Raw genomic sequence first — 23801 nt, 5'->3', positions numbered from 1 at the left:
TCCGGCAAGCGGAACCCCCTCACCCTGACCCTCTCCCCGGGGGGGAGAGGGGATATTTGCCGGGGAGAGCGGATCAGCCACGGCGCCGCACCGCTTCGCCGAACAGGCCTTGCGGCCGCAGCACCAGGATCGCCAGCAGCGTCAGATACAGCGCCCCCAGCGCCGCCGGGTACGAGAGCACCGACGACACCCCCACCTCGAACAGCGCGATCAGCAGCGCCCCCACCACGGCCCCCGGCACGGAGCCCCAGCCGCCGATGGTCACGGCGATGTAGGCCTTCAAAATCAGGTCCCCGCCCGCGGTCGGCGTGACGAAATAGCGGTTGGCCAGCAGCAGCCCGGCCGCCCCGGCGCAGGCGGCCCCGATGGCGAAGGTCACCAGGATCATCGCGGTGACCGGCACGCCGCAAGCACGCGCCATCTCCGGGTCCTGCGCCGTGGCGCGCAGACGGCGGCCCAGCTGCGTGCGGGCGAACACCCATTGCTGCGCGCCGATCAGCAGCGCCGCCACCGCGACGATGGCGAGCGACTGCTCGGGAACCGCCAGCCCGCCGATGTAAAGCGTGTCGTCGCCGAACAGCGGCGGCGCGGCGCGCGGCTCCGGCCCGAACAGGATGGCGGCGCCGTTCTGCAGGATGATGCCGATGGCGATGGTGCTGATGAAGACCGACACTGGCGGCCGGCGGCGCAGCGGCAGATAGGCCGCCAGCGCCAGCAGCAGCCCCAGCGCCGCCATCAGCGCCAGCACCACCGGCAGCAGGGCGATGCCCGGCAGCGGGATCAGCGGCGCCAGCGCCACCGCCAGCAGCCCGCCGGCCATGACAAGATCGCCTTGGGCGAAATTCACCGCCGAGGTGGCGTTCAGCACCAGCACGAAGCCCAGCGCCACCAGCGCATAGGCCGCCCCCAGCGCCACGCCGTTGACCAGCAGTTGAAGCGCCGCCATCCGCTCACTTCGCCGCAAGCGCGGGGTTGTCGTACCGCTTCACCAGCACCGGCACGCGGCTGGCCCCGTCATAGCAGACGATGACGGCGGAATGGGCCATGTTGCCCTTGCCGTCGGACTTGTAGGTCATGGCGAGGCCCTTTAAGCTCTCCGACGACAGAGCTTTGCGGATGGCGTCGGGGCTGCGGGCGCCGGCCTTCACCGCCTCCAGCACCATCGTCATGCCGTCATACTGGCCGAGCGCGAAGGCGTCCGGCTCCTTGCCGAAGGCGGCGCGATAGGCCTCGGTGAAGGCCTTGACCTCCGGCGTGTCGCCGGAGATGGGCGAGGCCGCGGTCTCGGCACAAACGCGCTTCAACTCCGCCGGCTCCAGCAGGGCCGCCGTGCTCGGCTGATGCATGGCGGAGCCGGCGACGATGGGCACGGCCACCCCGCTGGACGCCGCCTGCCGCAGCAGCAGCGCGGTCGGGCCGGAATGCAGGTGCAGGACCAGCACGTCGGGCTTCGCGGCCAGCGCCTTGGTCAGCACCGGCAGAAGGTCCTTGGCTGCCGGGTCCACCCCCTCCTCGAACACCGGGGTCACACCCAGCGCCTTGAAGGCGGCGTCGAGATGGGCCTTGCCGCTCTGCCCGTAGGCGGTGGTCTGATAGATGACGGCCGGCTGCCGCTTGCCCAACTCCTCCACCACATAGCGGGCGTGGGCGGCCTTGGTCACGGCATCGCCGGGGAAAAAGCGAAAGACCCAAGGGTTGCCTTGCTCGGTGATCGAGGCGGTGCCCGACACGGTGACCAGCGGCAGCTTCAACTCCTGCGCCAGCGGCAGCATCGCCAGCATCTGGGTGCCAAGCATGCTGGCGGCGACCGCCCCGACCGTGCCGCTGCCGGCCGCCCGCTCCAGCGCCGTCACCGCCGCCTCGGGCGAGGTGCCGGTGTCGACGACCTCCGATGCGATGGCGACGCCGGCCGGGGTCTGCTTCAGCGCCAGGACCGCGCCGTTGCGCTGGCTGGTTCCCTCCAGCGATAGGAAGCCGGTCAGCGGCACCAGCACCGGAAAGGACAGCGTGTCGTCGGCCCGCGCGGCGGACGACAGGCAGGAGGATGCGGCCAGCAGGCCGATCAGAAGGGGAAGCGCGCGCCGCATGACCGAAAACTCCTCAACACGCGCCGGCGAGCGAAGCGACGCGGAGGGGACGGGGCATTTGCAGCAGTTCCGTCGGATTCCGGTCGGCTCCCTTCGCCGGCATGACCCGGATCAGGTTCGATGGGTGTTGTCTCAGCCCCCGCATCCGCCGATCTGGCGAAGGCAGGGGCACCCCAGCCGTGAACAGGCGGCGAGAGTGTCGCCGCCGGGCCTGTCCTGTCAAGAACCCAGCCGGCGGCGCGCCACCACGGTTTCACGATGCAGGATATAGAGCCCGCTGCCGATGATGACCATGGCGCCAAGCAGCACCGGCGCGGTCGGCAGGTCGCCGAACACCATCCAGCCGAACAGGCTGGCCCAGACCATGCCGGTATATTCGAACGGCGCCACCACGGCCGGCGGCGCACGGCGGAAGGCCTGGGTCAGCAGCACCTGCGCCCCGGCGCCGATCGCGCCGACCAGCGCCATCAGACCGAGCGCGTAGGCGGTCGGCGCCGTCCAGACGGGAACCGTCAGCGCGCCGCTGACCACCGTCGTCGTCAGCAGCAGATAGAGCACGATCGACGCGCTGGTCTCCGTCCGCGACAGGCCGCGCACGGCGAGCGCCGCCAGCGCATAGAACAAGGCGGCGCACAGCCCGACCAGAACCGGCACCAGCGGCGCCCCCGCCGATGGCTGCGCCATCACCACCACGCCGCCGAATCCGACCACCACCGCGACCCAGCGGCGCCAGCCCACCGGCTCCCCCAGAAGCGGGGCGGACAGCGCGGTGATGAACAGTGGCCCGGCGAAGCTCAGCACATAGACGTCGGCCAGCGGCAGCTCGCGGAACGCATAGAAGAAGCATCCCATGGAGATCAGCCCGGCGAAGGCCCGCCAGACATGGCCCCAGGGCCGCCGGGTCCGCATCGCCGCGATCCCGCCGCCCCGCCACAGCGTGTAGCCGCCCACAAGAAGGAAAGCGACCAGCGAGCGCACGAACATCAGCTGCGGCACCGGGTAGTCGGCGGTCAGGAACTTGATCAGCGTGTCCATCGCCGCGAACAGCAGGATCGCACCCAGGAAGCAGCCGACGGCATAGGGGACCGAATCGGCCTCGGCTGGCAGCAGGTCGGCGGTCTCGGCGTCGGTCATGGGATCGGTTCGGAACGGCAATGGCTGGGACTGCCCACATTATGGGCAAACGCCTCTGCGTCCCAATGCCGCAACCGCAGGTCTGGTAGGCGTGGGGTTTTGTTAAGCGTCGGCTGACGGTGCCCCCACCCTAACCCTCCCCCGCTGGGCGGGGGAGGGGACAAGCGCTTGTTCGGGAAGGCAGCAGCAGTCCCTCCCCCGCCCAGCGGGGGAGGTTAGGTGGGGGTAATCGAAGCCAGCACTCCCCATCCCCTCACCGCGTCAAAACCATCACCAGCCGCTCCACCGGCGTATCCCCAACCAGATGCGACTCGACGATCTCGTCGACGTCCTCCGGCGTCTCCGGCCGGTACCAGATGCCTTCCGGATACACCACCATCAGCGGCCCGGCGGAGCAGAAGCCGAGGCAGCCCGTCAGCGCCATGCCCACATCCGTCAGGCCCTTGCCCTGGATTTTCTGGTCCAGCCGCTGCCACAGCGGATGGGCGCCCTTGGCGGCGCAACTGCCGCGCGGATGGCCGGGCGGACGCTGCTGGGCGCAGCAGAAGACGTGGTGGCGGAAGGTCTGCGGCAGGTCGAGCGGCATCGGGCATGCTCCATAACCATAATTTTCATATGGATAAGAAGCATGCCAGAATGCTGCGCTGCGGCAAGACTTTTGTGACGCTTCCAAGTCCTCGCACCCCTTGGCTTTTCCGCGTGACGAAATGCTTGGTCAGCGGCGGGGTTGCCGGTTAAGAATCCCCGGCAGGGGCAATCCAGGAGACGCCGGTGCTGCTGAGCGGGTCGGGGAAGGGTCAGCCGGGCGCCGTGCCGGGCTGGGTCGGGTATGCGCTGCTGCCGGTTCTCAACCTCGTCGCGGCCTTCGTGCTGTCGGGGCTGGTGATCCTGGTGATCGGCGAGAACCCGGTGGACGTGCTGTCGCTGCTGGTGACGGAGGCTCTGGGGTATCCGGAAGCCATCGGCTACACCCTCTATTACACCACCAGCTACATCTTCACCGGGCTGGCCGTTGCGATTGCCTTCCATTGCGGACTGTTCAACATCGGCGGCGAGGGGCAGGCCTATCTCGGCGGGCTCGGCGCCGGGCTGGTGGCGCTGGCGCTGACCGGCTGGCCCTGGCCGGTGGTGGCGGTGCTGGCGATCCTGGCGTCGGCCCTGTTCGGCGCCGCATGGGCCTTCATCCCGGCCTGGCTACAGGCCAAGCGCGGCAGCCACATCGTCATCACGACGATCATGTTCAACTTCATCGCCGCCTCGATCATGACCTGGCTGCTGGTCGACGTGCTGATCCGCCCCGGCAGCCAGTCGCCGGAAACGCGTGAATTCGATCCCGGGGTCTGGCTGCCGTCGATGGACCGGGCGCTGGGCTGGCTCGGCATCGCCATCCCGGCCTCGCCGCTGAACCTGTCCTTCCTGTGGGCGCTGGCCTGCTGCGCTCTGTTCCACCTGTTCCTGCGCCGCACCCGCTGGGGCTACGAGCTGCGCACCGTCGGCCGCAATGAGCGGGCCGCGGTCTATGCCGGCATCTCTCCGGCCCGCAACATCATCATCGCCATGCTGATCTCCGGCGCGCTGGCCGGCTTCGTCGGCGTGAACGAGATCCTGGGCGTGCAGCACCGGGTGATCCTGAACTTCACCGGCGGCGTCGGCTTCGTCGGCATCGCCGTGGCGCTGATGGGGCGCAACCACCCGGTCGGGATCATTCTGGCGGCCTTGCTGTTCGGGGTTCTGGCGCAGGGCGGCGGCCAGCTGTCCTTCGAATACCCCACGATCAACCGCGAGCTGGTGATGGTCATCCAGGGTCTGGTCATCCTGTTCGCCGGCGCGATGGAAAACCTGTTCAAGCCGCAGGTGGAGGCGCTGTTCCGCCGCCGCGGTGCGGTCGCCGCAGATATCGCCACTGGGGGAAGGGGCTGAGCGATGGAGGACGCGCTTCTTCTGGCGCTGCAGCTGCTGGGCGCCACCATCCGGGTGGCGACGCCGCTGGTGCTGGCCGCCTTCGCCGGCATGTATTGCGAGCGGGCCGGCGTGGTCGACATCGGGCTGGAAGGCAAGATGCTAGCCGGCGCCTTCTTCTCCGCCGCGGTCGCCGCGGCCACCCTCAACCCCTGGCTCGGGCTGCTGGCGGGCATCGCCGCGGGTGTGGCGCTGGCGATGGTCCATGGCTTCGCTTGCATCACCCACAACGGCAATCAGGTGGTGTCGGGCATGGCGATCAACATCCTGGTCGCCGGGCTGGCGCCGACGCTGGCCTATGCCTGGTTCCAGCAGGGCGGCCAAACCCCGCTGCTGCCCAACCAGGCGCGCATTCCCGCGGTGGAGCTGCCGGGGGCCGACGCGGTGGCAGGCGTGCCCGTTCTGGGGCCGATCTACCGCGAACTGTTCAACGGGAACAACATACTGATCTGGGTGACGCTGGTGCTGGTGATCGCCACACACTGGGTGCTCTACCGCTCCCGCTTCGGGCTGCGGCTGCGGGCGGTGGGCGAGAATCCGGCGGCGGTCGACACCGCCGGCCTGTCGGTGGCGAAGCTGCGCTATCAGGCGCTGATCGTCACCGGCGTGCTGACGGGGATGGCGGGCTCCTACCTGTCCACCGGCCATGGTGCCGGATTCGTCCGCGACATGACCGCCGGCAAGGGCTATCTGGCGCTGGCGGCGCTGATCTTCGGCAAATGGCGGCCGGGGCCGACGCTGTTCGCCTGCCTGCTGTTCGCCTTCACCGACGCGGTCCAGGTGCGCCTGCAAGGCGTCGTCCTGCCGGTGATCGGCGTCATTCCGGTGCAGTTCATCCAGATGCTGCCCTATGTGCTGACCGTGCTGCTGCTGGCCGGCTTCGTCGGCAAGGCCATCGCCCCGAAGGCGAGCGGCATCCCCTATGTCAAGGAGCGCTGAGGCCATGACCGACACGCCCGAGCTGGCACGCCTGATCGAAGCGGCCCGCGCCGCGCGCGAGAACGCCCACGCCCCCTACTCCAAGTTCAAGGTGGGTGCGGCGATCCTCGGCGAATCGGGGCGCATCTTCGCCGGCTGCAATGTGGAAAACGCGGCCTATCCGCAGGGCCAATGCGCGGAGACGAGCGCCATCGGCGCCATGGTCACGGCGGGCGACCGCCGCATCCGCGCCATCGTCGTGATGGGCGGCGAGGCTGGGGCGGAGGATATCTGCACCCCCTGCGGCGGCTGCCGCCAGCGCATCCGCGAATTCGCGACGCCGGAAACGCCGATCCACATCTGCGACCCGGCCGGCTTGCGGCGGAGCTTTCCACTGGAGAGCCTGTTGCCGGAATCCTTCGGCCCAACCAATTTAGCCTTCTGAGCGGAGTTTCCCGACATGACCGCAGCCCGCGCCGCCGCGGACATCCTTCACCGTGCCTCCGGCCATCGGCCGCGGGTCGGCATCGTGCTGGGCTCCGGCCTTGGCGGGATCGCCGACCGAATCGCCGATGGGGTCGCCATCCCCTATACCGACATCGCCGGTTTCCCCATTCCCAGCGTGTCCGGCCATGCCGGGCGGCTGGTGGTGGGGCAACTCGGCGGGGTCGAGGTCGCCTGCATGCAGGGCCGTGTCCACGCCTATGAAGGCAACGGCTTCGACGCGCTGAAGACCGCGGTGCGGGCGCTGAAGCTGGCCGGCTGCGACACGCTGGTTCTGACCGCCGCCGTCGGCTCCCTGCGGCTGGAGGTCGGGCCGGGCCGGCTGATGGCGATCAGCGACCACCTGAACCTGCTGGGCGCCAACCCGCTGACCGGTCCGAACGACGAGGCCTTCGGCGATCGTTTTCCCAGCATGACCGACGCCTGGAACCCGGAGCTTCGCAGCCTGCTGAAGGATGTCGCCGTCGGCCTCGCCATCGATCTGGCGGAAGGCGTCTATGCCGCCTATCCCGGCCCGTCCTTCGAGACGCCGGCCGAGGTGCGGATGATGAAGCTGCTGGGCGCCGACGCGGTCGGCATGTCCACCGTCCCGGAATGCATCATCGCGCGCCATTGCGGCCTGCGGGTCGTCGGCTGCGCCGTCGTAACCAATCTGGGCGTCGGGCTCGGCGACGGGCCGGTCGACCATCACCAGACCCTGACCGCCGCATCGGCGGCAGCTGCCGACCTGGAACGCCTGCTGGTCGGTTTCCTCGAACGCCTGCACGAAAAGGACGGGTCCCGGTCATGAAACTGTCTGCCGACCTGCAAAGCGCGCTCGACGCCAGCGCCAACGCCCCGTCCGACGCCGATCTGGCGCGCCGGGCCGTGGGCATGCTCGACCTCACCAGCCTGAACGGCGACGACACCGACCGCGTGGTGGAGGCTCTCTGCGCACGCGCCGTCACGCCCGCTGGGCCGGTGGCCGCGGTCTGCGTCTGGGCGCGCTTCGTGCCCACCGCCCGCAAGGCGCTGGACGGCACGCCGGTGAAGGTCGCCACCGTGGTGAATTTCCCCACCGGCGAGGCCGACGCATCGTCGGTGGCGGCGGAAACCCGGCGCGCCATCGCCGACGGGGCGGACGAGATCGACGTGGTGCTGCCCTACAAGGCCTTCATCGACGGCGCCCGCACCCAGCCGATGAACGTCGTGAAAGCCTGCCGCGAGGCCTGCGCCGACAAGGCCCTGATGAAGGTCATCCTGGAATCGGGCGCCTTCCCCGACGCCGACCTGCTGGCCTGGGCAGCGCGCGACGCCATCGCCGCCGGCGCCGATTTCCTCAAGACCTCCACCGGCAAGACGCAACCGGCCGCCACCCTGCCGGCGGCGGCGGTGATGCTCGACAGCATCTATGAATCCGGCAAGACCGTCGGCTTCAAGGCGTCCGGCGGCATCCGCGACGCGGCGGAGGCGGCGCGCTATCTCGCGCTGGCCGACCACATCCTGGGAGATGGCTGGGCCACGCCGCAGACCTTCCGGTTCGGCGCCTCCAGCCTGCTCGACGCGCTGCTGGAGGCTGCCGGGCATGGGCAACGCGAGGGCGAGCGCGAAGCGGCCCCGGCGGGAGGGTACTGAGGCATGCTTCCGCAGGAGATCGTCCGCGCCAAGCGCGACGGCCAGCCGTTGGACGCCGCCACCATCCAGGACTTCGTCCGCGGCATCACCGACGGCCGCGTGTCGGAATCCCAGGCCGCGGCCTTCGCCATGGCCGTCTTCTTCCGCGGCATGAGCCTGGACGAGCGGGTGGCGCTGACCCGCGCCATGCGCGATTCGGGCACGGTGATGGAATGGCGGTCGCTGAACCTGCCCGGCCCGGTGATCGACAAGCATTCCACCGGCGGCGTCGGGGACAAGGTCAGCCTGATCCTGGCGCCGATGCTGGCCGCCTGCGGCGGCTTCGTGCCGATGGTGTCGGGGCGCGGGCTGGGCCACACCGGCGGCACGCTCGACAAGTTCGAGAGCATCCCCGGCTATCGCGCCAAGCCCGACAACGCGTTGCTGCGCCGGGTGGTGAAGGAGGTCGGCTGTGCGGTGATCGGCGCCACCGACGACATCGCCCCGGCCGACAAGCGGCTCTACGCCATCCGCGACGTGACGGCGACGGTCGAATCGCTCGACCTCATCACCGCGTCGATCCTGTCGAAGAAGCTCGCCGCCGGGCTCGACGCGCTGGTGATGGACGTGAAGTTCGGCACCGGCGCCTTCATGCAGCGGTTCGAAGATGCCGAGGCGCTGGCGGACAGCATCGTCACCGTATCGAAGGGCGCCGGCCTGCCGGCGGTCGCCCTGCTGACCGACATGAACGAGGTGCTGGGCCGCAGCGCCGGCAATGCGCTGGAGATGCGCGAATGCCTCGCCATCCTGCGCGGCGAGCCAGCCGAACCGCGGCTCTACGAGGTGACGGCGGCGCTGGCGGCGGAATTGCTGGCGCTCGCCGGGCTGGCGCCGGACGCTGCGGCCGGACGCGCAATGGCCGACCGCGCCATCGCCGGCGGCGAGGCGGCGGAACGGTTCGCCCGCATGGTAAAGGCGCTCGGCGGACCGGCCGACCTGCTGGAGCAGCCGGACCGGCATCTGGAAAGCGCGCCCATCGTCCGCCCGGTCTTCGCCGAGCGCAATGGCTTCGTCGGCGCGATCGACACCCGCGGGGTCGGCATGGCGGTGGTGGCGCTGGGCGGCGGCCGGACCAAGACCACCGACGCCATCGACTTCGCCGTCGGCTTCGACGAGGTGGCCGGGCCGGGTGACGCGGTGGGTCCGGGTGAGCGGCCGCTGGCTATCCTGCACGCCCGCACGGAGGTGCAGGCCGACGAAGCCGAACGCCGCCTGCGCGCGTCGGTCACGGTGGCCGACACGGCGCCGGTCCGCGGGCCGCTGATCGCAAAGCGTTTGGGGTGAAGTGCGCCTTACTCCTTCTCCCCCCTGCTCACGCGCAAACTTCGTTTGCGCTGACGCGACAGGCGGACCTGTGGTCCGCCGAAAGCGGGGAGAAGGTCGGGATGAGGGGGTTCGGCGGAGCCGAAGATAGCCACGAAGCGGATCCCCCTCACCCTGACCCTCTCCCCGGGGGGAGAGGGGATCCAGGGCGTGAGGCAGAACGTTACCGCCGGAACAGGAACTCGCGGCCGACCTTCACGCGGCGTTCGCCGTCATACTCGATGATGTCGGCGGTCGCGTAGGTCTCGGTCCAGCGTTCGGGCAGGTAGCTGCCGGTGCCGATCACGTCCACCGGCGCGTTGGCCTCCGCCATCAGGCGGCACTTCGCCGGGCCGAAGCCGCTGCTGGCGACGATCTTCACCGCCGGGAAGCCGGCCTCGTCCAGCCGTTCGCGCACGTAATGGATCGCCGCGGCCGACACGCCGGTGCCGATCAGGTAGCGCAGCTGGGTCTCGTCGCGATAGCCGCGGATGGCGTGCGGCGCATGACGCTCCAGCACGGCATAGGAGCCGGGCGGATCGAGCCCCTCGACGAAACGCCCGCCGGAGGTGTCGAGCCGCAGCGCCAGCTTGCCCTGGGCGGCCAGCTGTGGAAAGCGGCGGCAGACCTCAAGCCCGTCGGTGATCTCGCGGCCGAAATAATCGACCAGCACGGTCAACGACAGATCGGGGAAGGTCTCGTGGAACATCTCCGCCGCGCGCACGGTCGAACCGGCATAGCCGATCAGGGCGTGCGGCATGGTGCCCATGCCCTTCTCCTGCCCGAAATAGGGAGCGGTGGCGTCGGTGGCGTTGCCGATGAAGCCCTTGGCGCCGACCTTGCGCTTGGCCCGGTCCGACCCGACGGAGGCGGCATAGGCCATCATCTCCGCCATCTCCGTTCCGGCGCAATGGCGGGCGTCCATGGCGAGGAAGGCGACCTTCGGCAGGTCGGCGCACATGGTGAAGGCGTTGTAGGCCGCGACGCTGGCGGGACCCAGCTTCTGCAGGATGATCGTCTCGCAATCGACCAGATGGTAGAAGGAGCCGGTGACGTACATGATCGGCTCGCCGGCGCCGACCCATTTGCCCTCGGGGTAGTTCAGTTCGATCTGGAACGTCGTGTTGCGCTCGCGCGCCACCGCCTCCAGCCATTCCACCGCCAGACGCGGGGCGCAGACCACCGGGCGCCGCATGAAGATGGCGTAGGTGACGGTCTTGTCGCCGAACTTGCCCACCGCTTCCTTGGTGCGGCGGAAATAGGTGTCCGTCCAGTCGGGAACCTGGGCGGAGGACGGGTTGAGGGCGGTCGGCCCTTTGCCGGCCATCCCGCTTCCCGCTGCCCGGCCGCCAACTGATCGGTTGTCGGTGCTGCTCATACCGGTAACCCTCGCCTTCCGCCCCTGTCCGCGCCTGTGTCCGCGCATGGCTTTGCGATGCTTCGTTCTGGATGGCCCGGCCGCCGGACAGGGCAGCCGGCCGGTTGTGTTGCAATCCCAGCATTATACGCCCCGGGCAGGCGGGGGAAGAGGCTTCCGATCCTGCCAACCCGGAACGGATGGCAGCATTGCATTTTCCGGTGAGATTTCCGGTGCCGACATCTCCGGCAAACAGATCGAATGCTCGTAAAATCACCGTGCAGAGGCTGCAGTCGTTGCCTTGCTTCACCTGTCGCATTCAGAGAAAAACCAGATCAAATACCGTTATTTGACCTACCACTTCCGCGCTTTTAAAGTCGTCGTACAGGCTTCGATCGCAACAGGGCGGCTGAACGGAATGGCGAAGATGACCGCGACCGCCGAATCGGCTCCGGCCGCCCTGCCCTCCTTCGAAGGCACAGGGAACCGGATCGTTCTGGCACTGATCGGGCTGATGCTCGCCTTCGCCGGCGCCGGGGTCGGCGGTGCCCTGCTGCTCCGCCCGGTCCCCGCCCAGGGCGCCTTCGCCGCTCCCCGGTTCGACGCGGCACCCGCCCCTGCGGTCTATGCCGCCTTGCCCACCCTGACCCTCACCCTGAACGATGGCCGCCGCCTGCAGGAATTGCGGCTGCGCGCGGTGCTGGAATTCGATCCGGCGACGCCGCTGGAAACGGTCACCCCCCACCTGCCGCGCATCGCCGACGCCATCAGCCGGCGCCTGCTGGAGGTCGATCCGGCCGAACTGCGGGGCGCCGACGGGCCGGTCTATGTCAAGGACGCGCTGCGCCACGTCGCCAACAAGACCATGCGGCCGCTGAAGCTTCGACAAGTGCTGATCCAGGATATGCTGCTGCGCTGACGGCGCGCTTCCCAACGCCCCTTGCCTCCCCATATCCTGCCCGACCACATCAGCAGGCCCGCGACCGTTCACGGGACTCGTTCGTGGGGTTCAAGGGTCAAGTTGCGGAAGGAGACGGCCGTGGCCGAGTTCGATTTCGACCTCTTCACCATCGGGGCGGGGTCCGGGGGCGTCGCCGCAAGCCGGCGCGCCGCGTCCTACGGCGCGAAGGTCGCGATCTGCGAAGGCAGCCGCGTCGGCGGCACCTGCGTGATCCGCGGCTGCGTCCCGAAGAAGCTGCTGGTCTACGCCGCCCAGTTCCGCGACGGCTTCGAGGATTCCTGCGGCTATGGCTGGAGCTCCCACACGCCGGCCTTCGACTGGGAAACGCTGATCTCGCGCAAGGATCGCGAGATCGACCGGCTGAACGGCATCTACATCACCATGCTGAAGAATTCCGGCGTGACCCTGTATGAAGGGTTCGGCCGGATCGTCGACCGCCATACGGTGGAGGTCGACGGCAAGCGCTACACCGCCCGCAACATCCTGATCGCCACGGGCGGCTGGCCGTCGCTGCCGCCGATCGAGGGGATCGAGCATGCCGCGACCTCCAACGAGGCGCTTCACCTCGAAAAGCTCCCCCATTCCGTGCTGATCATCGGCGGCGGCTACATCGCCGTGGAATTCGCCAGCATCTTCCGCGGCCTGGGCTCCGAAGTGACGCTGATGATCCGCGGCGACGATTTGCTGAACGGATTCGACGACGACATCCGCGTCGCCCTGGCGCAGGAGATGCGCAAGCGCGGCATCAACATCGTCTCGCGATGCAAGCCGGTGAAGCTGGAAAAGGGCGCGGGCGGCTATACCCTGACCGACCATATGGGCCGCGAGCATTCGGCAGGCTTGGTGATGGCCGCCACCGGCCGGCGCCCGAACACGAAGAATCTCGGCCTGGAAGAGGTCGGCATCACCCTGAACGAGGCCGGCGCGATCCCGGTCGACGAATGGTCGCGCACCGGTGTGGACAATATCTACGCCATCGGCGACGTCACAGACCGCATGGCGCTGACCCCCATCGCCATCGCCGAAGGCCGGGCCCTGGCCGAGACGCTGTTCAACGACAACCCCATGCACATCGGCTACGACAACGTGCCGACCGCGGTGTTCTCGCTGCCGCCGCTGGGCACCGTCGGCCTGACGGAGATGCAGGCCCGCGCCAAATACGCGCAGGTCGACATCTACAAGGCCGGCTTCCGCCCGATGAAGCACACCCTGTCCGGCCGGGACGAACGGGTGCTGATGAAGCTGGTGGTCGACGGCGAGAGCCAGCGCGTGCTCGGCTGCCACATGATGGGCATGGATGCGCCGGAGATGATGCAGCCGCTGGCCATTGCGCTGAACTGCGGCGCCACCAAGCGCGACTTCGACCGCACCATCGCGCTTCACCCCTCCACCTCGGAGGAATTCGTGCTGATGCGCGAGAAGGCGGAGCCGGAAAAGAAGATCTGAACGGCCGGCCGCATCGCGCACTTGCAGCCTGAAATCTGCAGCAGGGCCATGGCCGGACTCTTCCGCCCGTGGCCCTGTTCGTTTCCACAGCGCAAGACCCCGAAAGTCCTGGACCTCCCCCGATTGTAGTACCTACCATGGTGGTACGAACAATTTTCCCAGGGAACGGCTCCAAACATGCGCGGAATTTTTGCAGCGGCTGCTTGCGTTGCGGCACTCGCCTCGGTCGGCACGGCCCATGCCCAAACCAAGATCGGCGTGTGGGACGTCAAGATCGACAAGGACTGCGCCATCAGCCAGGAATGGAAGACCGATTCCAAGGACACCGCCGCCATCGCCCTGGCTTATACGAACAAAGGCCAGGCCATGGTGCTGATCTTCAGCGATTCCGCCTGGAAGCTGAAGGAGAAGGAAGACCTCACCATCTCGCTCTCGGTCGATAAGAAGTGGAGCGACAAGGTTCCGGGCGCCGCCATCGACAAGACGATGGCCGTTGTCGGCATCCCGGCCACCTCCAAGGCGATCGACGCCCTGATGAACGGCCGCGAACTCTACATGGAGATCGACGGCAAGAGCGATGATTACGCCTATACCTATTACCTCGACGACACCCGCAAGGCGATTTCCGCGCTGGAAGCCTGCCGGGCCCAGGCACAGTAAGTCCGCGGCGATGATGGCCGACGGCGTCCACCCGGCAGCGCGCCGGCGTGGACGCCTCGCGCACCGACGGGGCAATCTGAACGGAAGGCAGTCATTACAGCCTCAGTTAGGATCCGTCCGTCATAGCACTCCAAAACAGGCATTTCTCCTGGAACGCTTCTAAAGATCCTCGGTTGAGGGCAGGAAGCGATCTGGTCCGGACCCGGTCGCACCGATCCGCGGCCCCTGCAAAGCGGGCCAATTGATCCAGGAGGAGTCCCTCGCATGTTCATGCACAACAAAAAGCTCATGTACACGGTGCGCGTGTCTGAGCCGAACCCGGTGCTCGCCAGCCTTATGCTTGAGCAGTTCGGCGGCCCGCAGGGTGAGCTCGCCGCGGCCATGCGCTACTTCACCCAGGGTCTGGCCGACGAGGATCCGGGCCGCAAGGACATGCTGATCGACATCGCGACCGAGGAACTGAGCCACCTCGAGGTGATCGGCTCCATCGTCGCCATGCTGACCAAGGGCGCCAAGGGCAAGCTGGCCGAGGGTGCGGAAGAGACCGCCGACCTCTATGCCAACATCACCCAGGGCAACGGCAGCCACACCCTGTCGCTTCTGTATGGCGGCGGCCCGGCCCTGGTGAATTCGGCCGGACAGCTGTGGACCGGCGGCTACATCGACAGCATCGGCGACCCGACGGCCGACCTGCGCTCCAACATCGCGGCGGAATCGCGCGCCAAGATCATTTACGAGCGCCTGATCAACATCACCAACGATCCGGGGGTGAAGGATGCGCTGGGCTTCCTGATGACCCGTGAAGTCGCCCACCAGAAGAGCTTCGAGAAGGCGCTGTACTCCATCGACAACAACTTCCCGCCGGGCAAGCTGCCGGGCAAGCCGGAATACACCGACAAGTACTACAACATGAGCCAGGGCGAAGGCGACATGCGCGGCCCCTGGAACCAGGGCGCCCAGTGGGAGTTCGTGGACGTCAAGATGGGCGACGGCCCGGTCAACGGCGGCGACGGCAACCCGACGGTGAAGCTGGCCGCCTCGGAAATGGCCGCGGTCAATGCGGTGGCCGCCCGCACCATGTCCAAGCCCGACGCCGACCCGACCACCGGTGCCGATCTGGGCGCCGGGCCGGGCGCCGGCAAGACCAAGACCACCACCGGGGGCTGACAGCTCTCCTGCACGGTGCATGCTGACAAAACCCCTCTCCCCTTGCGGGAGAGGGGTCGGGGTGAGGGGTGGTAATCCAAGGTTTCCAACGACTTATGGCCGTTTCATCCCTCATCCCGCTCCGCAAGAGGAGAAGGGTATCCGAATCGAAATCTCTCCACTCGAATTTCCAAAGCGATACCTTCGTCACTGCGCGGGGACGGCGGTCTCCTGGTCCCGGCGGTGGAGCCCCATCAGCCAGACCAGCAGGCACAGCGCCGGCAGGGCGCCCGCCATCGACAGCAGGAAGAAGCTGATCCAGTCCATCCGCTCCGCCAACCAGCCGGACGAGGCGCCGAACAGGTCGCCGCCCAGCTTGTAGAAGCTCGACAGCAGGGCATATTGCGTCGCGGTATAGGCAACGTTGCACAGTCCGGACAGATAGGCGACGAAGGCCGCGGTGGCGATGCCGCCGCAGACATTGTCGATCACCACCGTCACCGCCAAAATCGACACGTCATGGCCGGTCCAGGCCAGCAGGACGTAGCCCAGGTTCGACACCATCTGCAGGATGCCGCCGATCATCAGGCCGCGCAGCACCCCGATTTTGCCGACCAGAAGCCCGCCCAGCAGTCCCCCGGCGATGGTCGCCCACAGGCCGAACAGCTTGCTGACCGTGGCGATCTCCGACTTGGTGAAGCCCAGGCTGATGTAGAAGGTCGACGACATCTGGCCGGCCAGAACCTCCCCCAGCTTGTAGCTGGCGATGAAGGCCAGGATCAGCACCCAGGCCCGCCGTTCCATGAACTGCAGGAAGGGCGCCACCACCGCGCCATAGAGCCAGGCGAGCATCACCGCGCTGCGGCCCGACAGATGCGGCCGGCGCGCCAGCCACTCGGCGATCAGCTTTTCGCGGGCGCTGGGCGGTGGCTCCTTCGGTTCGCGGCACAGCAGGATGGTCGCCATCCCCACCAGGACCAGCACCGCCATCGCCTCATAGGCCGTGCGCCAGCCATAGGCCTCCGCGATGTAGAGGGCGCCCGCCCCCGCCGCCATCAGTCCGAAGCGATAGCCCAGCACCAGCACCGCTGCACCGGCGGCCTGCTGATGCTCCTCCAGCACCTCGACGCGGTAGGCATCGACGACGATGTCCTGGCTGGCGGAGCAGAAGGCGACCAGCACCGCGCACAGCGCGGTCCACCACAGATCCTGCCCGGGATCGGTGGTGCCCAGCCCCAGCAATGCCGCGATCAGCGCCGCCTGCGCCGTCAGCGCCCAGCCGCGCCGCCGGCCGAACAGCCGCGTCATAACCGGCAGCCTCATGCGGTCGATCAGCGGCGCCCACAGGAACTTCAGCGCATAGGGCATGGTGACCAGCGCGAAGAGGCCGATGTTGGTCCGGCTGACGCCTTCCTCGGTCAGCCAGACATTCAGCGTGGCTCCGGTCAGCGCCAGCGGCAGCCCTTCGGCAAAGCCCAGGAATAGGATCGCCAGCACGCGCGGGTCGCGGTAGACCGCCAGGGCCTGCCCCCAGGAGGACAGGCGCCTTGCCCGCCAGGATGTCGCTTTCACCAAAAAGGGCTCCTCTCGGGCGGTCGTTGCCCCCGATGTATAAAGGGCGCAAGGCCCCGCCGCCAGCGGCGCCGACGCGAACTTCCTTTCATCTGCAATCACCCCCGATGGCGAAGCATGGGGCGCCGCGGCACAGCATTGCCGGCAGGCGGGCCGAAACTGTGGAAAAGTTACCGCGAGTCGCGCTATAGAGTACCCCCCAACGGGATTCGCCGCCGGTCGTTCGCCGCCCGCCCGGCCCCCGTTCCGCAATCGTCAAGGAAGAGCAGGCGCGTCATGGTCGAGCGTTGGACACCCGCCAGTTGGAAGACGAAACCGGCGAAGCAGTTGCCGACTTATCCCGACCAGTCCAAGGTCGAGGCGGTCGAACAGCGTCTGTCCTCCTATCCGCCGCTTGTCTTCGCCGGCGAGGCCCGCCGGTTGAAGGCCAAGCTGGCCGAGGCTGCCGCCGGCCAGGCCTTCCTGCTGCAGGGCGGCGATTGCGCCGAGAGCTTTGCCGAATTCCACCCCAACAACATCCGCGACACCTTCCGCGTCCTGCTGCAGATGGCCGTGGTGCTGACCTTCGGCGCCTCGATCCCGGTCATCAAGGTCGGCCGCATGGCCGGCCAGTTCGCCAAGCCGCGCTCGGCCGACATGGAGGCCATCGACGGGGTCGAGCTGCCGTCCTACCGCGGCGACATCATCAACGGCTTCGATTTCACCAGCGATGCCCGCGTTCCCGATCCGGAACGCATGATGCAGGCCTACACCCAGGCCGCCGCGACGCTGAACCTGCTGCGCGCTTTCGCCCAGGGCGGTTACGCCGACCTGCACAAGGTCCATCAGTGGACGCTGAGCTTCGTCGAGAAGTCGCCGGCCGGCGAGCATTTCCAGGAATTGGCCAACCGCCTGGACGAGGCGCTGGCCTTCATGGCCGCCTGCGGCATCACTGCGGAGACGACGCCGCAGATCCGCGAGACCGACTTCTTCACCAGCCACGAGGCGCTGCTGCTGCCGTTCGAGCAGGCGCTGACCCGCGTCGACAGCACCACCGGCGACTGGTACGACGTGTCGGCCCACATGCTGTGGATCGGCGACCGCACCCGCCAGCCCGACGGCGCCCATGTCGAATTCCTGCGCGGGGTGAAGAACCCGATCGGCCTGAAATGCGGTCCGACCACCGACCCGGACGAACTGATCCGCCTGATCGACATCCTGAATCCGACCAACGAGGCCGGGCGCCTGACGCTGATCGTGCGCATGGGCTCCGACAAGGTGGCGGAGAAGTTCCCGCCGCTGCTGCGCAAGGTCCAGCGCGAAGGCCGCACGGTGGTGTGGTCCTGCGACCCGATGCACGGCAACACGGTCAAGTCGACCACCGGCTACAAGACCCGTCCGGTCGAGCGGGTGCTGGCCGAGGCGCGCGGTTTCTTCGAAGTGCATCAGGCCGAAGGCACCCATGCCGGCGGCGTGCATTTCGAGCTGACCGGGCAGGACGTGACGGAGTGCACCGGCGGCGCCCAGGCGATCACCGACCACAATCTGGCGCTGCGCTACCACACCGCCTGCGACCCGCGCCTGAACGCCAGCCAGTCGCTGGAACTGGCCTTCCTGCTGGCCGAAAAGCTGAAGGAAGGCCGCCAGTCGCGCGACGCCCAGCGCCGCGCCGCCGTCGCGGCCGAGTGATCGAAACAGAGTGAACGGATTGGGGCGGGCGTCCTCGCGGCGCCTGCCTCCACTCTCTTCTACCGCACCACCATCCGGTCCAGCAGGATATCCTTCACCCGCACGCCCCGCAGTTCGCGGTCGAGCACGCCCGCGATCGTGCTTTTCATCAGCATCGCCCCGTCGGCGCCGGTCAGTTGCTGCGGGTCGATCTGGCGCATGCGGTCGGACAGTTGGTCGGAGATGCGGGGGACGTAGGGATCGGCGACCTTGCCGTCGACCGATGGGTCGATCTCCAGCAGAACCTTGACATCGACCATCCGCGCGCCGCCACCGCCCAAGCCAAAGGTCATCATCGGCAGGGCAGCGTATTTCTTGCTGCCCCCCGGCTGTGCCTGGGGAGCAGGTGCGCGGTTCTTGCTGGCCACCACGGCACCCGTGGTGCCGAGCGCCGCCAGCGCCAGCAGCAGGCCGGTCAGAACCAGCGGCATCAGGGACACCGTTTCCCCATGCCGGTTTCGACGGACGAGCCGCACGATCGCCTTTCCGCCCCCAATGCCGGGGGTCTCACGTCCCATCGGCGATGATGCTAGGCCTGCAGCAAAGGCCGGTCAAACGCCGATCGATCAGCGCAGCGAACAATCTGTCCGGTCAGCCGACCGGGATCACCGGAACATTGTCGATCAGCCGGGCCTTGCCCATCCAGGCCGCCGCGAGAAGCCGGGCGGGGCGGGTGACGGCGGTCACCGGCTCCAGCGTTTCGGCGTCGCGGAGTTCGACATAGTCGATGGCGCCGAATCCCGCCTCGGCGATGCGGCCGCGGATCCCGGTCAGGGCACCGTCGGCTTCGGCCCCACGGGCCAGCGCCTCGGCCGCCGCGGTCAGAACCCGGTGTAGTTCCGGCGCACGGGCGCGCTCGTCAGCGCCGAGATAAGCGTTGCGGGAGGACATGGCGAGCCCGTCGGCCTCGCGAACCGTCGGCAGCCCTTCGACGCGGACGGGGATGTCGAGATCGCGGGTGAAGCGGCGGATCACCATCAGCTGCTGATAGTCCTTCTCGCCGAACACCGCGACGTCGGGCAGGGCCTGCAGGAACAGCTTGGTCACCACCAGGGCGACGCCGCCGAACATCTGCGGCCGAAAGGCACCGCAAAGCCCCTCCGCCGGGCCGCCGACCGAGATGGCGGTGGCGAAGCCTTCCGGATACATAGCGCGCACCGACGGGGCGTAGAGCGCGTGACAGCCCGCCGACGCGAGCTTGGCGGAATCGCCGGCCTCGTCCCGCGGGTAGCGGTCGAAATCCTCGTGGGGGGCGAACTGGGTCGGGTTGACGAAGACGCTGGCGACCACCCGGTCGGCCAACTCCCGCCCGCGCCGCACGAGGCCCAGATGCCCGTCATGCAGCGCCCCCATCGTCGGCACCAGGGCGACGGTCAGCCCCTCCCCGCGCCAAGCCGCGACCTGTGCTCGCAGATCCTCGACTGTCCTCAGGATCGGCAGGTCGCTGGAGGTCTGGGCGGCGGTCAACGTCATGGCTGCGGTCCTTGCGCGTCGAATTCGCGCGCTGGATAACGTGTCGGACCGTTCCTGTCCAGAAAAGCTTTCCGTAAGACAGACTGTTGCCGAAGCGGCGGCGAAGGCACCCCCTTCCCCGCCGCGTCGACATTGGAAAATCAGCGCTTGATGGTGATGCCGACCAGATAGGCCAGATTCGCCCAGGCCAGCAGCGTGGCGAGCAGGGCGGTGAAGGAGGGGACGAAAATCACCGAGCCGATGATGATGGCGAGGACCACGACGAGCAGGCCGAGAGAGAGCAGAGCGATGCGGGTATCGTCCATGAGGTGAGGCTTTCCGAAACGGGTGACAGGGAATGACCCAACCTACCGTATTGCAACGCAAACGGGGCTGATCTGCGTCAATCGACCGCGGATTCGGCAATTATATAAGCATAATATGATGCACGTTTTCAGTGTAGCCCCGGGGCAAAAATGCCGGGAAAAGAAAAAGGCTCCGGACTTTCGTCCGAAGCCTTTTCTTAATGGTGGGCGCGACAGGGATTGAACCTGTGACCCTTCGCGTGTGAAGCGAATGCTCTCCCGCTGAGCTACGCGCCCGAACCTTGAAACTCTTTGCCCCGTTCCGTCCAGCCGATCCGGCTGGCTTTCCCGGGAGCGTCGCGACCGTCTTTCGTCGGCCCCGCCGCTGCGGTGGGCGGGTTTCTACGGCCTTCCCCGCCGGGTGTCAAGCACCAGATTCATCACCATCTTAAAAAAGATTTCGCCGACCGCAGGAGCCCCGGACCGTGCCCCATCCCAGCCCTCTCCGCCTCCCCAACCGTTTCGGAACGGCCCTGCTGGCCGCCGGCCTGTCGCTCCCCCTGCTGCCGCTCGCAGCACCGGCAGCCATGGCGGAGCCGCTGAAGGCGACCTACCGCGTGTTCGTCGGCGGCGTCACCGCGCTGGACGTGGATGCGACCCTGGACGTGACCGGCGACCGCTACCGGATCGCGGTGTCGGCGGTGACCGGGGGCACCATCGGCCGCCTCTTCACCTGGAAGACGGAATCGCAGAGCGACGGCCGCCGCCAGGGCGACGACCTGAGGCCAGCCAGCCATCGGCAGTCCAGCCAGTTCCGGGGGGAGCCGCGCAACGTCACCCTGACCTACGGGCCGCAGGGCGATGTTTCCGCCACCGTCACGCCCCCGCCGGAGACCGACGACCGCGAGCCGGTGCCGCCCGCCCTGCAGCGCGGCACGCTGGACCCGCTGTCCGCCGTGCTGGACCTGCTCTTCGCGGTGGGGGCGACCGAACGCTGCGACCGGTCGCTGCCGGTGTTCGACGGGCGCCGCCGCTATGACATGATGTTCACCGAGGTGGGACGGCGGATCGTCGATCCGTCACGCTATTCGGTCTTCTCCGGCGTCGCCCAGCAATGCCGGGTCAGCTACAAGCCGGTGGCGGGATACGGCAGGTCCGGCCCCACCGGCCGCTTCTGGCAGCGGAGCAATCCGGCGGACCGGCCGCCGGTGGATCTGTGGCTGGCCCCCGTCGCCGCCGGCTATCCGCCCCTGCCGGTGCGGCTGGAGACGGACAGCGATTTCGGCAGCGTGGTCGTCCACCTGACGGGCGTCACGCCGCCAGCGGCAGACCGCCGGACCGGGGCCTCACAGCCGCCGATCCGTTGACCGTTGCGGCGGGCGTGATCCCGGCGGGCGAGCGGGTGTCGAGGATCAGGTCCGACGGCTGAATGCCGGCGCGCCGCATCGCTTCGTTCAGCGCCCCCGCCGACGGCCAGAGAAGACGGCCGTCCAGTTCAAGCAGCGCGCCATCCAGAAGCGCCGCATAGCCGCCCAGTTTTCCCATATGAACGACCCGAGCCATGCGAGAGACCATGGTGGAGTTCCTTCCCATTGGGGACCGCCGTAGCGCGGCGTCGACTGCGGCACGACGTGCCACCGCCCGGCCCGTACCCGGCAGGTTCTTGATTGCTTGTCTTGCCTGCGGAAAGCGGACAGCAGCAGGAGCGTGGTGCAGGTGGCCAGAGAACCGGCCGTCACGGCATCGTGCTGCATCATGGTGCGCCCTCCCGGATCGACCCTAATACTGTAGGGGCTTTGCCGTGGCCGTGGGCGGATCCTGAGGGATACCGCAGCTGTCCAAAAGGATAGTATCAGCGTATGCATCGTTCCGTTGCACCGGCGGTCGCCGCGGTGAACGGACTGTCCGCAACCTTCAGGGAGCGTTCGGCGCATCGGCAAGGTGGTGCGGGACGGGCCGGCACCCACCCTTTCCACATGCATGCCCGCCTAGGGCAGATCCCGACCGAAGCGGCTATTTCCGCCGTCCGGTGCAGGACCACGCCATGGCCGGCGCGGCTATGACAGGCTGAAACAAAAGTTGACTTGGGCTTCCTTTGCGTGCTGTGGCACACCACTCTCGGAATTGCCGATGGTGCAGTGCGCACTCCGGAAGATGCGTCGCCCGCAGGAGCAGTGATGTCTTAACCTTTCCCGGCTCAAGTACGGCGCTTTCATCGATCGGTTTCCCTCCACCCCTTCCCGTCCACACCAAGGTCCGACCAGGAACACCACCATGGCCCATCGTCCGCTCGCCTGCGTGATCCTCGCCGCCGGCAAGGGCACGCGCATGAAATCCGATCTGCCCAAGGTGCTGCACCGGGTGGCCGGCCGGCCGATGGTCGGGCATGTGCTGGCCGCGGTGAAGACGCTCGACCCCGACCATGTCGTGGTGGTGGTCGGCCCCGGCATGGACAGCGTCGCCGCCGCCGTCGCCCCCTACCCGACCGCGGTCCAGCATGAGCAGCGCGGCACCGCCGACGCCGTGCGCGCCGCCTTCGGCCTGCTGGAGGGGTTCACCGGCGACGTCATCGTCCTGTACGGTGACACGCCGCTGGTCACTCCCGACACGCTGCGTGCCCTGGTGCAGGCGCGCCGGCAGGCGGCCGACCCGGCGGTGGTGGTGCTGGGCATGCGGCCCGACGATCCCGGCGCCTATGGCCGCCTGATCCTGAATGCCCGCGGCGGGCTGGAGAAGATCGTCGAGTATCTCGACGCCAGCGAGGAGGAGCGCGCGGTCACCCTGTGCAACGCCGGCCTGATGGCATTCGACGGTGCGCGCATGTTCGACCTGATCGGCAGCGTCGGCAACGACAACGCCAAGTCCGAATACTACCTGACCGACGTGGTCCAGATCGCGCGGCGCGCCGGCATGGCCTGCGCCGTGGTGGAGGCCGCCCCGGCCGAGGTGGTCGGCGTCAACTCCCGCGCCGAATTGGCGGAGGTGGAAAAGCTGCTGCAGCGCCGCCTGCGCAAGGCCGCGATGGACAACGGCGCCACCCTGATCGACCCCGACAGCACCTTCCTCAGCGTCGACACCAAGCTCGGACGCGACGTGGTCGTCGGTCCGGGCTGCTTCTTCGGCGCCGGCGTGACGGTGGGCGACCGGGTGGAGATCAAGCCCTACTGCCATCTGGAGGGCGTGCGCATCGACAGCGGCGCCGTCATCGGCCCCTTCGCCCGGCTGCGTCCGGGTGCGGAAATCGGTCCGGACGCCCACATCGGCAATTTCGTCGAGGTGAAGAACGCGGTGATCGAGGCCGGGGCCAAGGCCAACCACCTGACCTACATCGGCGACGCCCGCGTCGGCGCCAAGGCCAACATCGGCGCCGGCACCATCACCTGCAACTATGACGGCTTCAACAAAAGCCGGACCGAGATCGGCGCCGGGGCCTTCATCGGCTCCAACAGCGCGCTGGTTGCGCCGGTGGTCATCGGCGAAGGCGCGATCGTCGGCGCCGGCAGCGTGGTGACGATGGCGGTGGAGGCCGATGCCCTGGTGGTCGCCCGCGGCAGCCAGAAGGCTTACGCCGGCTGGGCACAGCGTTTCCGCGAACGGAAGCAAAACGAGAAAGCAAAAAAGGCGTAGGATCGGTTCGG

At 68.1% G+C, this 23801-nt stretch carries 23 protein-coding genes, 1 tRNA gene and 1 riboswitch; of the genes, 13 read left to right on the top strand and 11 right to left on the bottom strand.

What is annotated here, in order from left to right:
* Nucleotides 1-73: 73 nt before the first annotated feature.
* From ACWPKK_RS15000 to ACWPKK_RS14985, 4 genes are all read right to left on the bottom strand, one after another.
* Complete coding sequence (locus tag ACWPKK_RS15000) at nucleotides 74-946, bottom strand: branched-chain amino acid ABC transporter permease (RefSeq protein ID WP_452005476.1); 873 nt, start codon at nucleotides 944-946, stop codon at nucleotides 74-76.
* Nucleotides 947-950: 4 nt separating this feature from the next.
* Nucleotides 951-2087, bottom strand: coding sequence for an ABC transporter substrate-binding protein (locus tag ACWPKK_RS14995; RefSeq protein WP_452005473.1), 1137 nt, complete (start codon nucleotides 2085-2087; stop codon nucleotides 951-953).
* Nucleotides 2088-2158: 71 nt separating this feature from the next.
* A riboswitch (TPP riboswitch) is annotated at nucleotides 2159-2273 on the bottom strand.
* Nucleotides 2274-2306: 33 nt separating this feature from the next.
* Nucleotides 2307-3221 (bottom strand): DMT family transporter, encoded by a 915-nt coding sequence (locus tag ACWPKK_RS14990; protein WP_452005470.1) that lies wholly within the window; start codon nucleotides 3219-3221, stop codon nucleotides 2307-2309.
* Between the two features lie 253 nt (nucleotides 3222-3474).
* Nucleotides 3475-3807 carry a (2Fe-2S) ferredoxin domain-containing protein gene (locus tag ACWPKK_RS14985; RefSeq protein ID WP_452005467.1) on the bottom strand — a complete coding sequence of 111 codons (333 nt, stop codon included), beginning with the start codon at nucleotides 3805-3807 and terminating at the stop codon, nucleotides 3475-3477.
* A gap of 185 nt (nucleotides 3808-3992) precedes the next feature.
* On the opposite strand from ACWPKK_RS14985, the gene ACWPKK_RS14980 reads away from it, so the two are divergent.
* The 6 genes from ACWPKK_RS14980 to deoA all read left to right on the top strand — a co-directional run bounded on the left by ACWPKK_RS14980 (nucleotide 3993) and on the right by deoA (nucleotide 9539).
* Complete coding sequence (locus ACWPKK_RS14980; protein ID WP_452005464.1) at nucleotides 3993-5141, top strand: ABC transporter permease; 1149 nt, start codon at nucleotides 3993-3995, stop codon at nucleotides 5139-5141.
* Nucleotides 5142-5144: 3 nt separating this feature from the next.
* The gene (locus tag ACWPKK_RS14975) at nucleotides 5145-6119 is read left to right on the top strand and encodes an ABC transporter permease (protein ID WP_452005460.1); all 975 of its coding nucleotides are present in this window, start codon (nucleotides 5145-5147) and stop codon (nucleotides 6117-6119) included.
* Nucleotides 6120-6123: 4 nt separating this feature from the next.
* Nucleotides 6124-6543, top strand: a complete 420-nt coding sequence (gene cdd, locus ACWPKK_RS14970; protein WP_452005457.1) for a cytidine deaminase — start codon at nucleotides 6124-6126, stop codon at nucleotides 6541-6543.
* 15 nt (nucleotides 6544-6558) lie between these two features.
* Nucleotides 6559-7392, top strand: a complete 834-nt coding sequence (locus ACWPKK_RS14965; RefSeq protein WP_452005455.1) for a purine-nucleoside phosphorylase — start codon at nucleotides 6559-6561, stop codon at nucleotides 7390-7392.
* Between the two features lie 83 nt (nucleotides 7393-7475).
* Nucleotides 7476-8216: a deoxyribose-phosphate aldolase gene (deoC, locus tag ACWPKK_RS14960; protein ID WP_452006650.1), complete on the top strand. Its 741-nt coding sequence runs from the start codon at nucleotides 7476-7478 to the stop codon at nucleotides 8214-8216.
* Between the two features lie 3 nt (nucleotides 8217-8219).
* On the top strand, nucleotides 8220-9539 hold the full coding sequence (gene deoA / locus ACWPKK_RS14955) for a thymidine phosphorylase (RefSeq protein WP_452005452.1): 1320 nt from the start codon (nucleotides 8220-8222) through the stop codon (nucleotides 9537-9539).
* A 202-nt stretch (nucleotides 9540-9741) separates the two neighbouring features.
* On the opposite strand, the gene ACWPKK_RS14950 is transcribed toward deoA, so the two are convergent.
* Entirely contained in the window at nucleotides 9742-10884 is a 1143-nt protein-coding gene (locus ACWPKK_RS14950; RefSeq protein ID WP_452005449.1) for a nicotinate phosphoribosyltransferase, read from the bottom strand.
* 457 nt (nucleotides 10885-11341) lie between these two features.
* Between ACWPKK_RS14950 and ACWPKK_RS14945 the strand changes: the two genes are divergently transcribed.
* The 4 genes from ACWPKK_RS14945 (at nucleotide 11342) to ACWPKK_RS14930 (ending at nucleotide 15148) form a co-directional block, all read left to right on the top strand.
* Nucleotides 11342-11833 carry a flagellar basal body-associated FliL family protein gene (locus tag ACWPKK_RS14945; RefSeq protein WP_452005446.1) on the top strand — a complete coding sequence of 164 codons (492 nt, stop codon included), beginning with the start codon at nucleotides 11342-11344 and terminating at the stop codon, nucleotides 11831-11833.
* Between the two features lie 120 nt (nucleotides 11834-11953).
* Nucleotides 11954-13321, top strand: coding sequence for a glutathione-disulfide reductase (gene gor / locus ACWPKK_RS14940; RefSeq protein WP_452005444.1), 1368 nt, complete (start codon nucleotides 11954-11956; stop codon nucleotides 13319-13321).
* A 177-nt stretch (nucleotides 13322-13498) separates the two neighbouring features.
* Nucleotides 13499-13981, top strand: a complete 483-nt coding sequence (locus ACWPKK_RS14935) for a hypothetical protein (protein WP_452005441.1) — start codon at nucleotides 13499-13501, stop codon at nucleotides 13979-13981.
* Between the two features lie 264 nt (nucleotides 13982-14245).
* Entirely contained in the window at nucleotides 14246-15148 is a 903-nt protein-coding gene (locus ACWPKK_RS14930; protein ID WP_452005439.1) for a manganese catalase family protein, read from the top strand.
* A gap of 186 nt (nucleotides 15149-15334) precedes the next feature.
* Here ACWPKK_RS14930 and ACWPKK_RS14925 read toward each other — a convergent pair whose 3' ends face one another.
* Nucleotides 15335-16699: an AmpG family muropeptide MFS transporter gene (locus ACWPKK_RS14925; RefSeq protein ID WP_452005436.1), complete on the bottom strand. Its 1365-nt coding sequence runs from the start codon at nucleotides 16697-16699 to the stop codon at nucleotides 15335-15337.
* Between the two features lie 276 nt (nucleotides 16700-16975).
* On the opposite strand from ACWPKK_RS14925, the gene ACWPKK_RS14920 reads away from it, so the two are divergent.
* Nucleotides 16976-18367, top strand: a complete 1392-nt coding sequence (locus tag ACWPKK_RS14920) for a class II 3-deoxy-7-phosphoheptulonate synthase (RefSeq protein WP_452005433.1) — start codon at nucleotides 16976-16978, stop codon at nucleotides 18365-18367.
* A 59-nt stretch (nucleotides 18368-18426) separates the two neighbouring features.
* Here the strand turns inward: ACWPKK_RS14920 and ACWPKK_RS14915 are convergent, their stop codons facing one another.
* The 4 genes from ACWPKK_RS14915 to ACWPKK_RS14900 form a co-directional block, all read right to left on the bottom strand.
* The gene (locus ACWPKK_RS14915) at nucleotides 18427-18837 is read right to left on the bottom strand and encodes a flagellar basal body-associated FliL family protein (RefSeq protein ID WP_452005430.1); all 411 of its coding nucleotides are present in this window, start codon (nucleotides 18835-18837) and stop codon (nucleotides 18427-18429) included.
* Nucleotides 18838-18997: 160 nt separating this feature from the next.
* Nucleotides 18998-19879: a pantoate--beta-alanine ligase gene (gene panC / locus ACWPKK_RS14910; RefSeq protein ID WP_452005427.1), complete on the bottom strand. Its 882-nt coding sequence runs from the start codon at nucleotides 19877-19879 to the stop codon at nucleotides 18998-19000.
* 140 nt (nucleotides 19880-20019) lie between these two features.
* A complete protein-coding gene (locus tag ACWPKK_RS14905) occupies nucleotides 20020-20184 on the bottom strand; it encodes a sugar tyrosine-protein kinase (protein WP_149224507.1) in 165 nt (54 codons plus the stop codon).
* 201 nt (nucleotides 20185-20385) lie between these two features.
* Nucleotides 20386-20460 (bottom strand) — tRNA-Val (locus ACWPKK_RS14900).
* Nucleotides 20461-20648: 188 nt separating this feature from the next.
* On the opposite strand from ACWPKK_RS14900, the gene ACWPKK_RS14895 reads away from it, so the two are divergent.
* The gene (locus tag ACWPKK_RS14895; RefSeq protein ID WP_324869250.1) at nucleotides 20649-21530 is read left to right on the top strand and encodes a DUF3108 domain-containing protein; all 882 of its coding nucleotides are present in this window, start codon (nucleotides 20649-20651) and stop codon (nucleotides 21528-21530) included.
* On the opposite strand, the gene ACWPKK_RS14890 is transcribed toward ACWPKK_RS14895, so the two are convergent.
* Nucleotides 21475-21726, bottom strand: coding sequence for a hypothetical protein (locus tag ACWPKK_RS14890; RefSeq protein WP_324869251.1), 252 nt, complete (start codon nucleotides 21724-21726; stop codon nucleotides 21475-21477). The genes ACWPKK_RS14895 and ACWPKK_RS14890 overlap by 56 nt on opposite strands.
* 711 nt (nucleotides 21727-22437) lie before the next feature.
* On the opposite strand from ACWPKK_RS14890, the gene glmU reads away from it, so the two are divergent.
* Nucleotides 22438-23790, top strand: a complete 1353-nt coding sequence (glmU, locus tag ACWPKK_RS14885; RefSeq protein ID WP_324869252.1) for a bifunctional UDP-N-acetylglucosamine diphosphorylase/glucosamine-1-phosphate N-acetyltransferase GlmU — start codon at nucleotides 22438-22440, stop codon at nucleotides 23788-23790.
* Nucleotides 23791-23801 lie beyond the last annotated feature (11 nt).

The organism is Azospirillum largimobile (assembly GCF_977007025.2).
The sequence above is the reverse complement of the archived record's forward strand: the minus strand, read 5'-3'. Positions and strand labels throughout refer to the sequence as shown.

Coding starts and splice junctions, on each gene's coding strand:
- ACWPKK_RS14935 (WP_452005441.1), top strand. CDS start 13,499: ATGCGCGGAATTTTTGCAGCGGCTGCTTGCGTTGCGGCACTCGCCTCG.
- ACWPKK_RS14985 (WP_452005467.1), bottom strand. CDS start 3,807: ATGCCGCTCGACCTGCCGCAGACCTTCCGCCACCACGTCTTCTGCTGC.
- panC (WP_452005427.1), bottom strand. CDS start 19,879: ATGACGTTGACCGCCGCCCAGACCTCCAGCGACCTGCCGATCCTGAGG.
- ACWPKK_RS14945 (WP_452005446.1), top strand. CDS start 11,342: ATGACCGCGACCGCCGAATCGGCTCCGGCCGCCCTGCCCTCCTTCGAA.
- deoC (WP_452006650.1), top strand. CDS start 7,476: ATGCTCGACCTCACCAGCCTGAACGGCGACGACACCGACCGCGTGGTG.
- ACWPKK_RS14990 (WP_452005470.1), bottom strand. CDS start 3,221: ATGACCGACGCCGAGACCGCCGACCTGCTGCCAGCCGAGGCCGATTCG.
- cdd (WP_452005457.1), top strand. CDS start 6,124: ATGACCGACACGCCCGAGCTGGCACGCCTGATCGAAGCGGCCCGCGCC.
- ACWPKK_RS14905 (WP_149224507.1), bottom strand. CDS start 20,184: ATGGACGATACCCGCATCGCTCTGCTCTCTCTCGGCCTGCTCGTCGTG.
- deoA (WP_452005452.1), top strand. CDS start 8,220: ATGCTTCCGCAGGAGATCGTCCGCGCCAAGCGCGACGGCCAGCCGTTG.
- glmU (WP_324869252.1), top strand. CDS start 22,438: ATGGCCCATCGTCCGCTCGCCTGCGTGATCCTCGCCGCCGGCAAGGGC.
- ACWPKK_RS14995 (WP_452005473.1), bottom strand. CDS start 2,087: ATGCGGCGCGCGCTTCCCCTTCTGATCGGCCTGCTGGCCGCATCCTCC.
- ACWPKK_RS14930 (WP_452005439.1), top strand. CDS start 14,246: ATGTTCATGCACAACAAAAAGCTCATGTACACGGTGCGCGTGTCTGAG.
- ACWPKK_RS14890 (WP_324869251.1), bottom strand. CDS start 21,726: ATGGCTCGGGTCGTTCATATGGGAAAACTGGGCGGCTATGCGGCGCTT.
- ACWPKK_RS15000 (WP_452005476.1), bottom strand. CDS start 946: ATGGCGGCGCTTCAACTGCTGGTCAACGGCGTGGCGCTGGGGGCGGCC.
- ACWPKK_RS14975 (WP_452005460.1), top strand. CDS start 5,145: ATGGAGGACGCGCTTCTTCTGGCGCTGCAGCTGCTGGGCGCCACCATC.
- ACWPKK_RS14965 (WP_452005455.1), top strand. CDS start 6,559: ATGACCGCAGCCCGCGCCGCCGCGGACATCCTTCACCGTGCCTCCGGC.
- ACWPKK_RS14915 (WP_452005430.1), bottom strand. CDS start 18,837: ATGCCGCTGGTTCTGACCGGCCTGCTGCTGGCGCTGGCGGCGCTCGGC.
- ACWPKK_RS14950 (WP_452005449.1), bottom strand. CDS start 10,884: ATGGCCGGCAAAGGGCCGACCGCCCTCAACCCGTCCTCCGCCCAGGTT.
- ACWPKK_RS14920 (WP_452005433.1), top strand. CDS start 16,976: ATGGTCGAGCGTTGGACACCCGCCAGTTGGAAGACGAAACCGGCGAAG.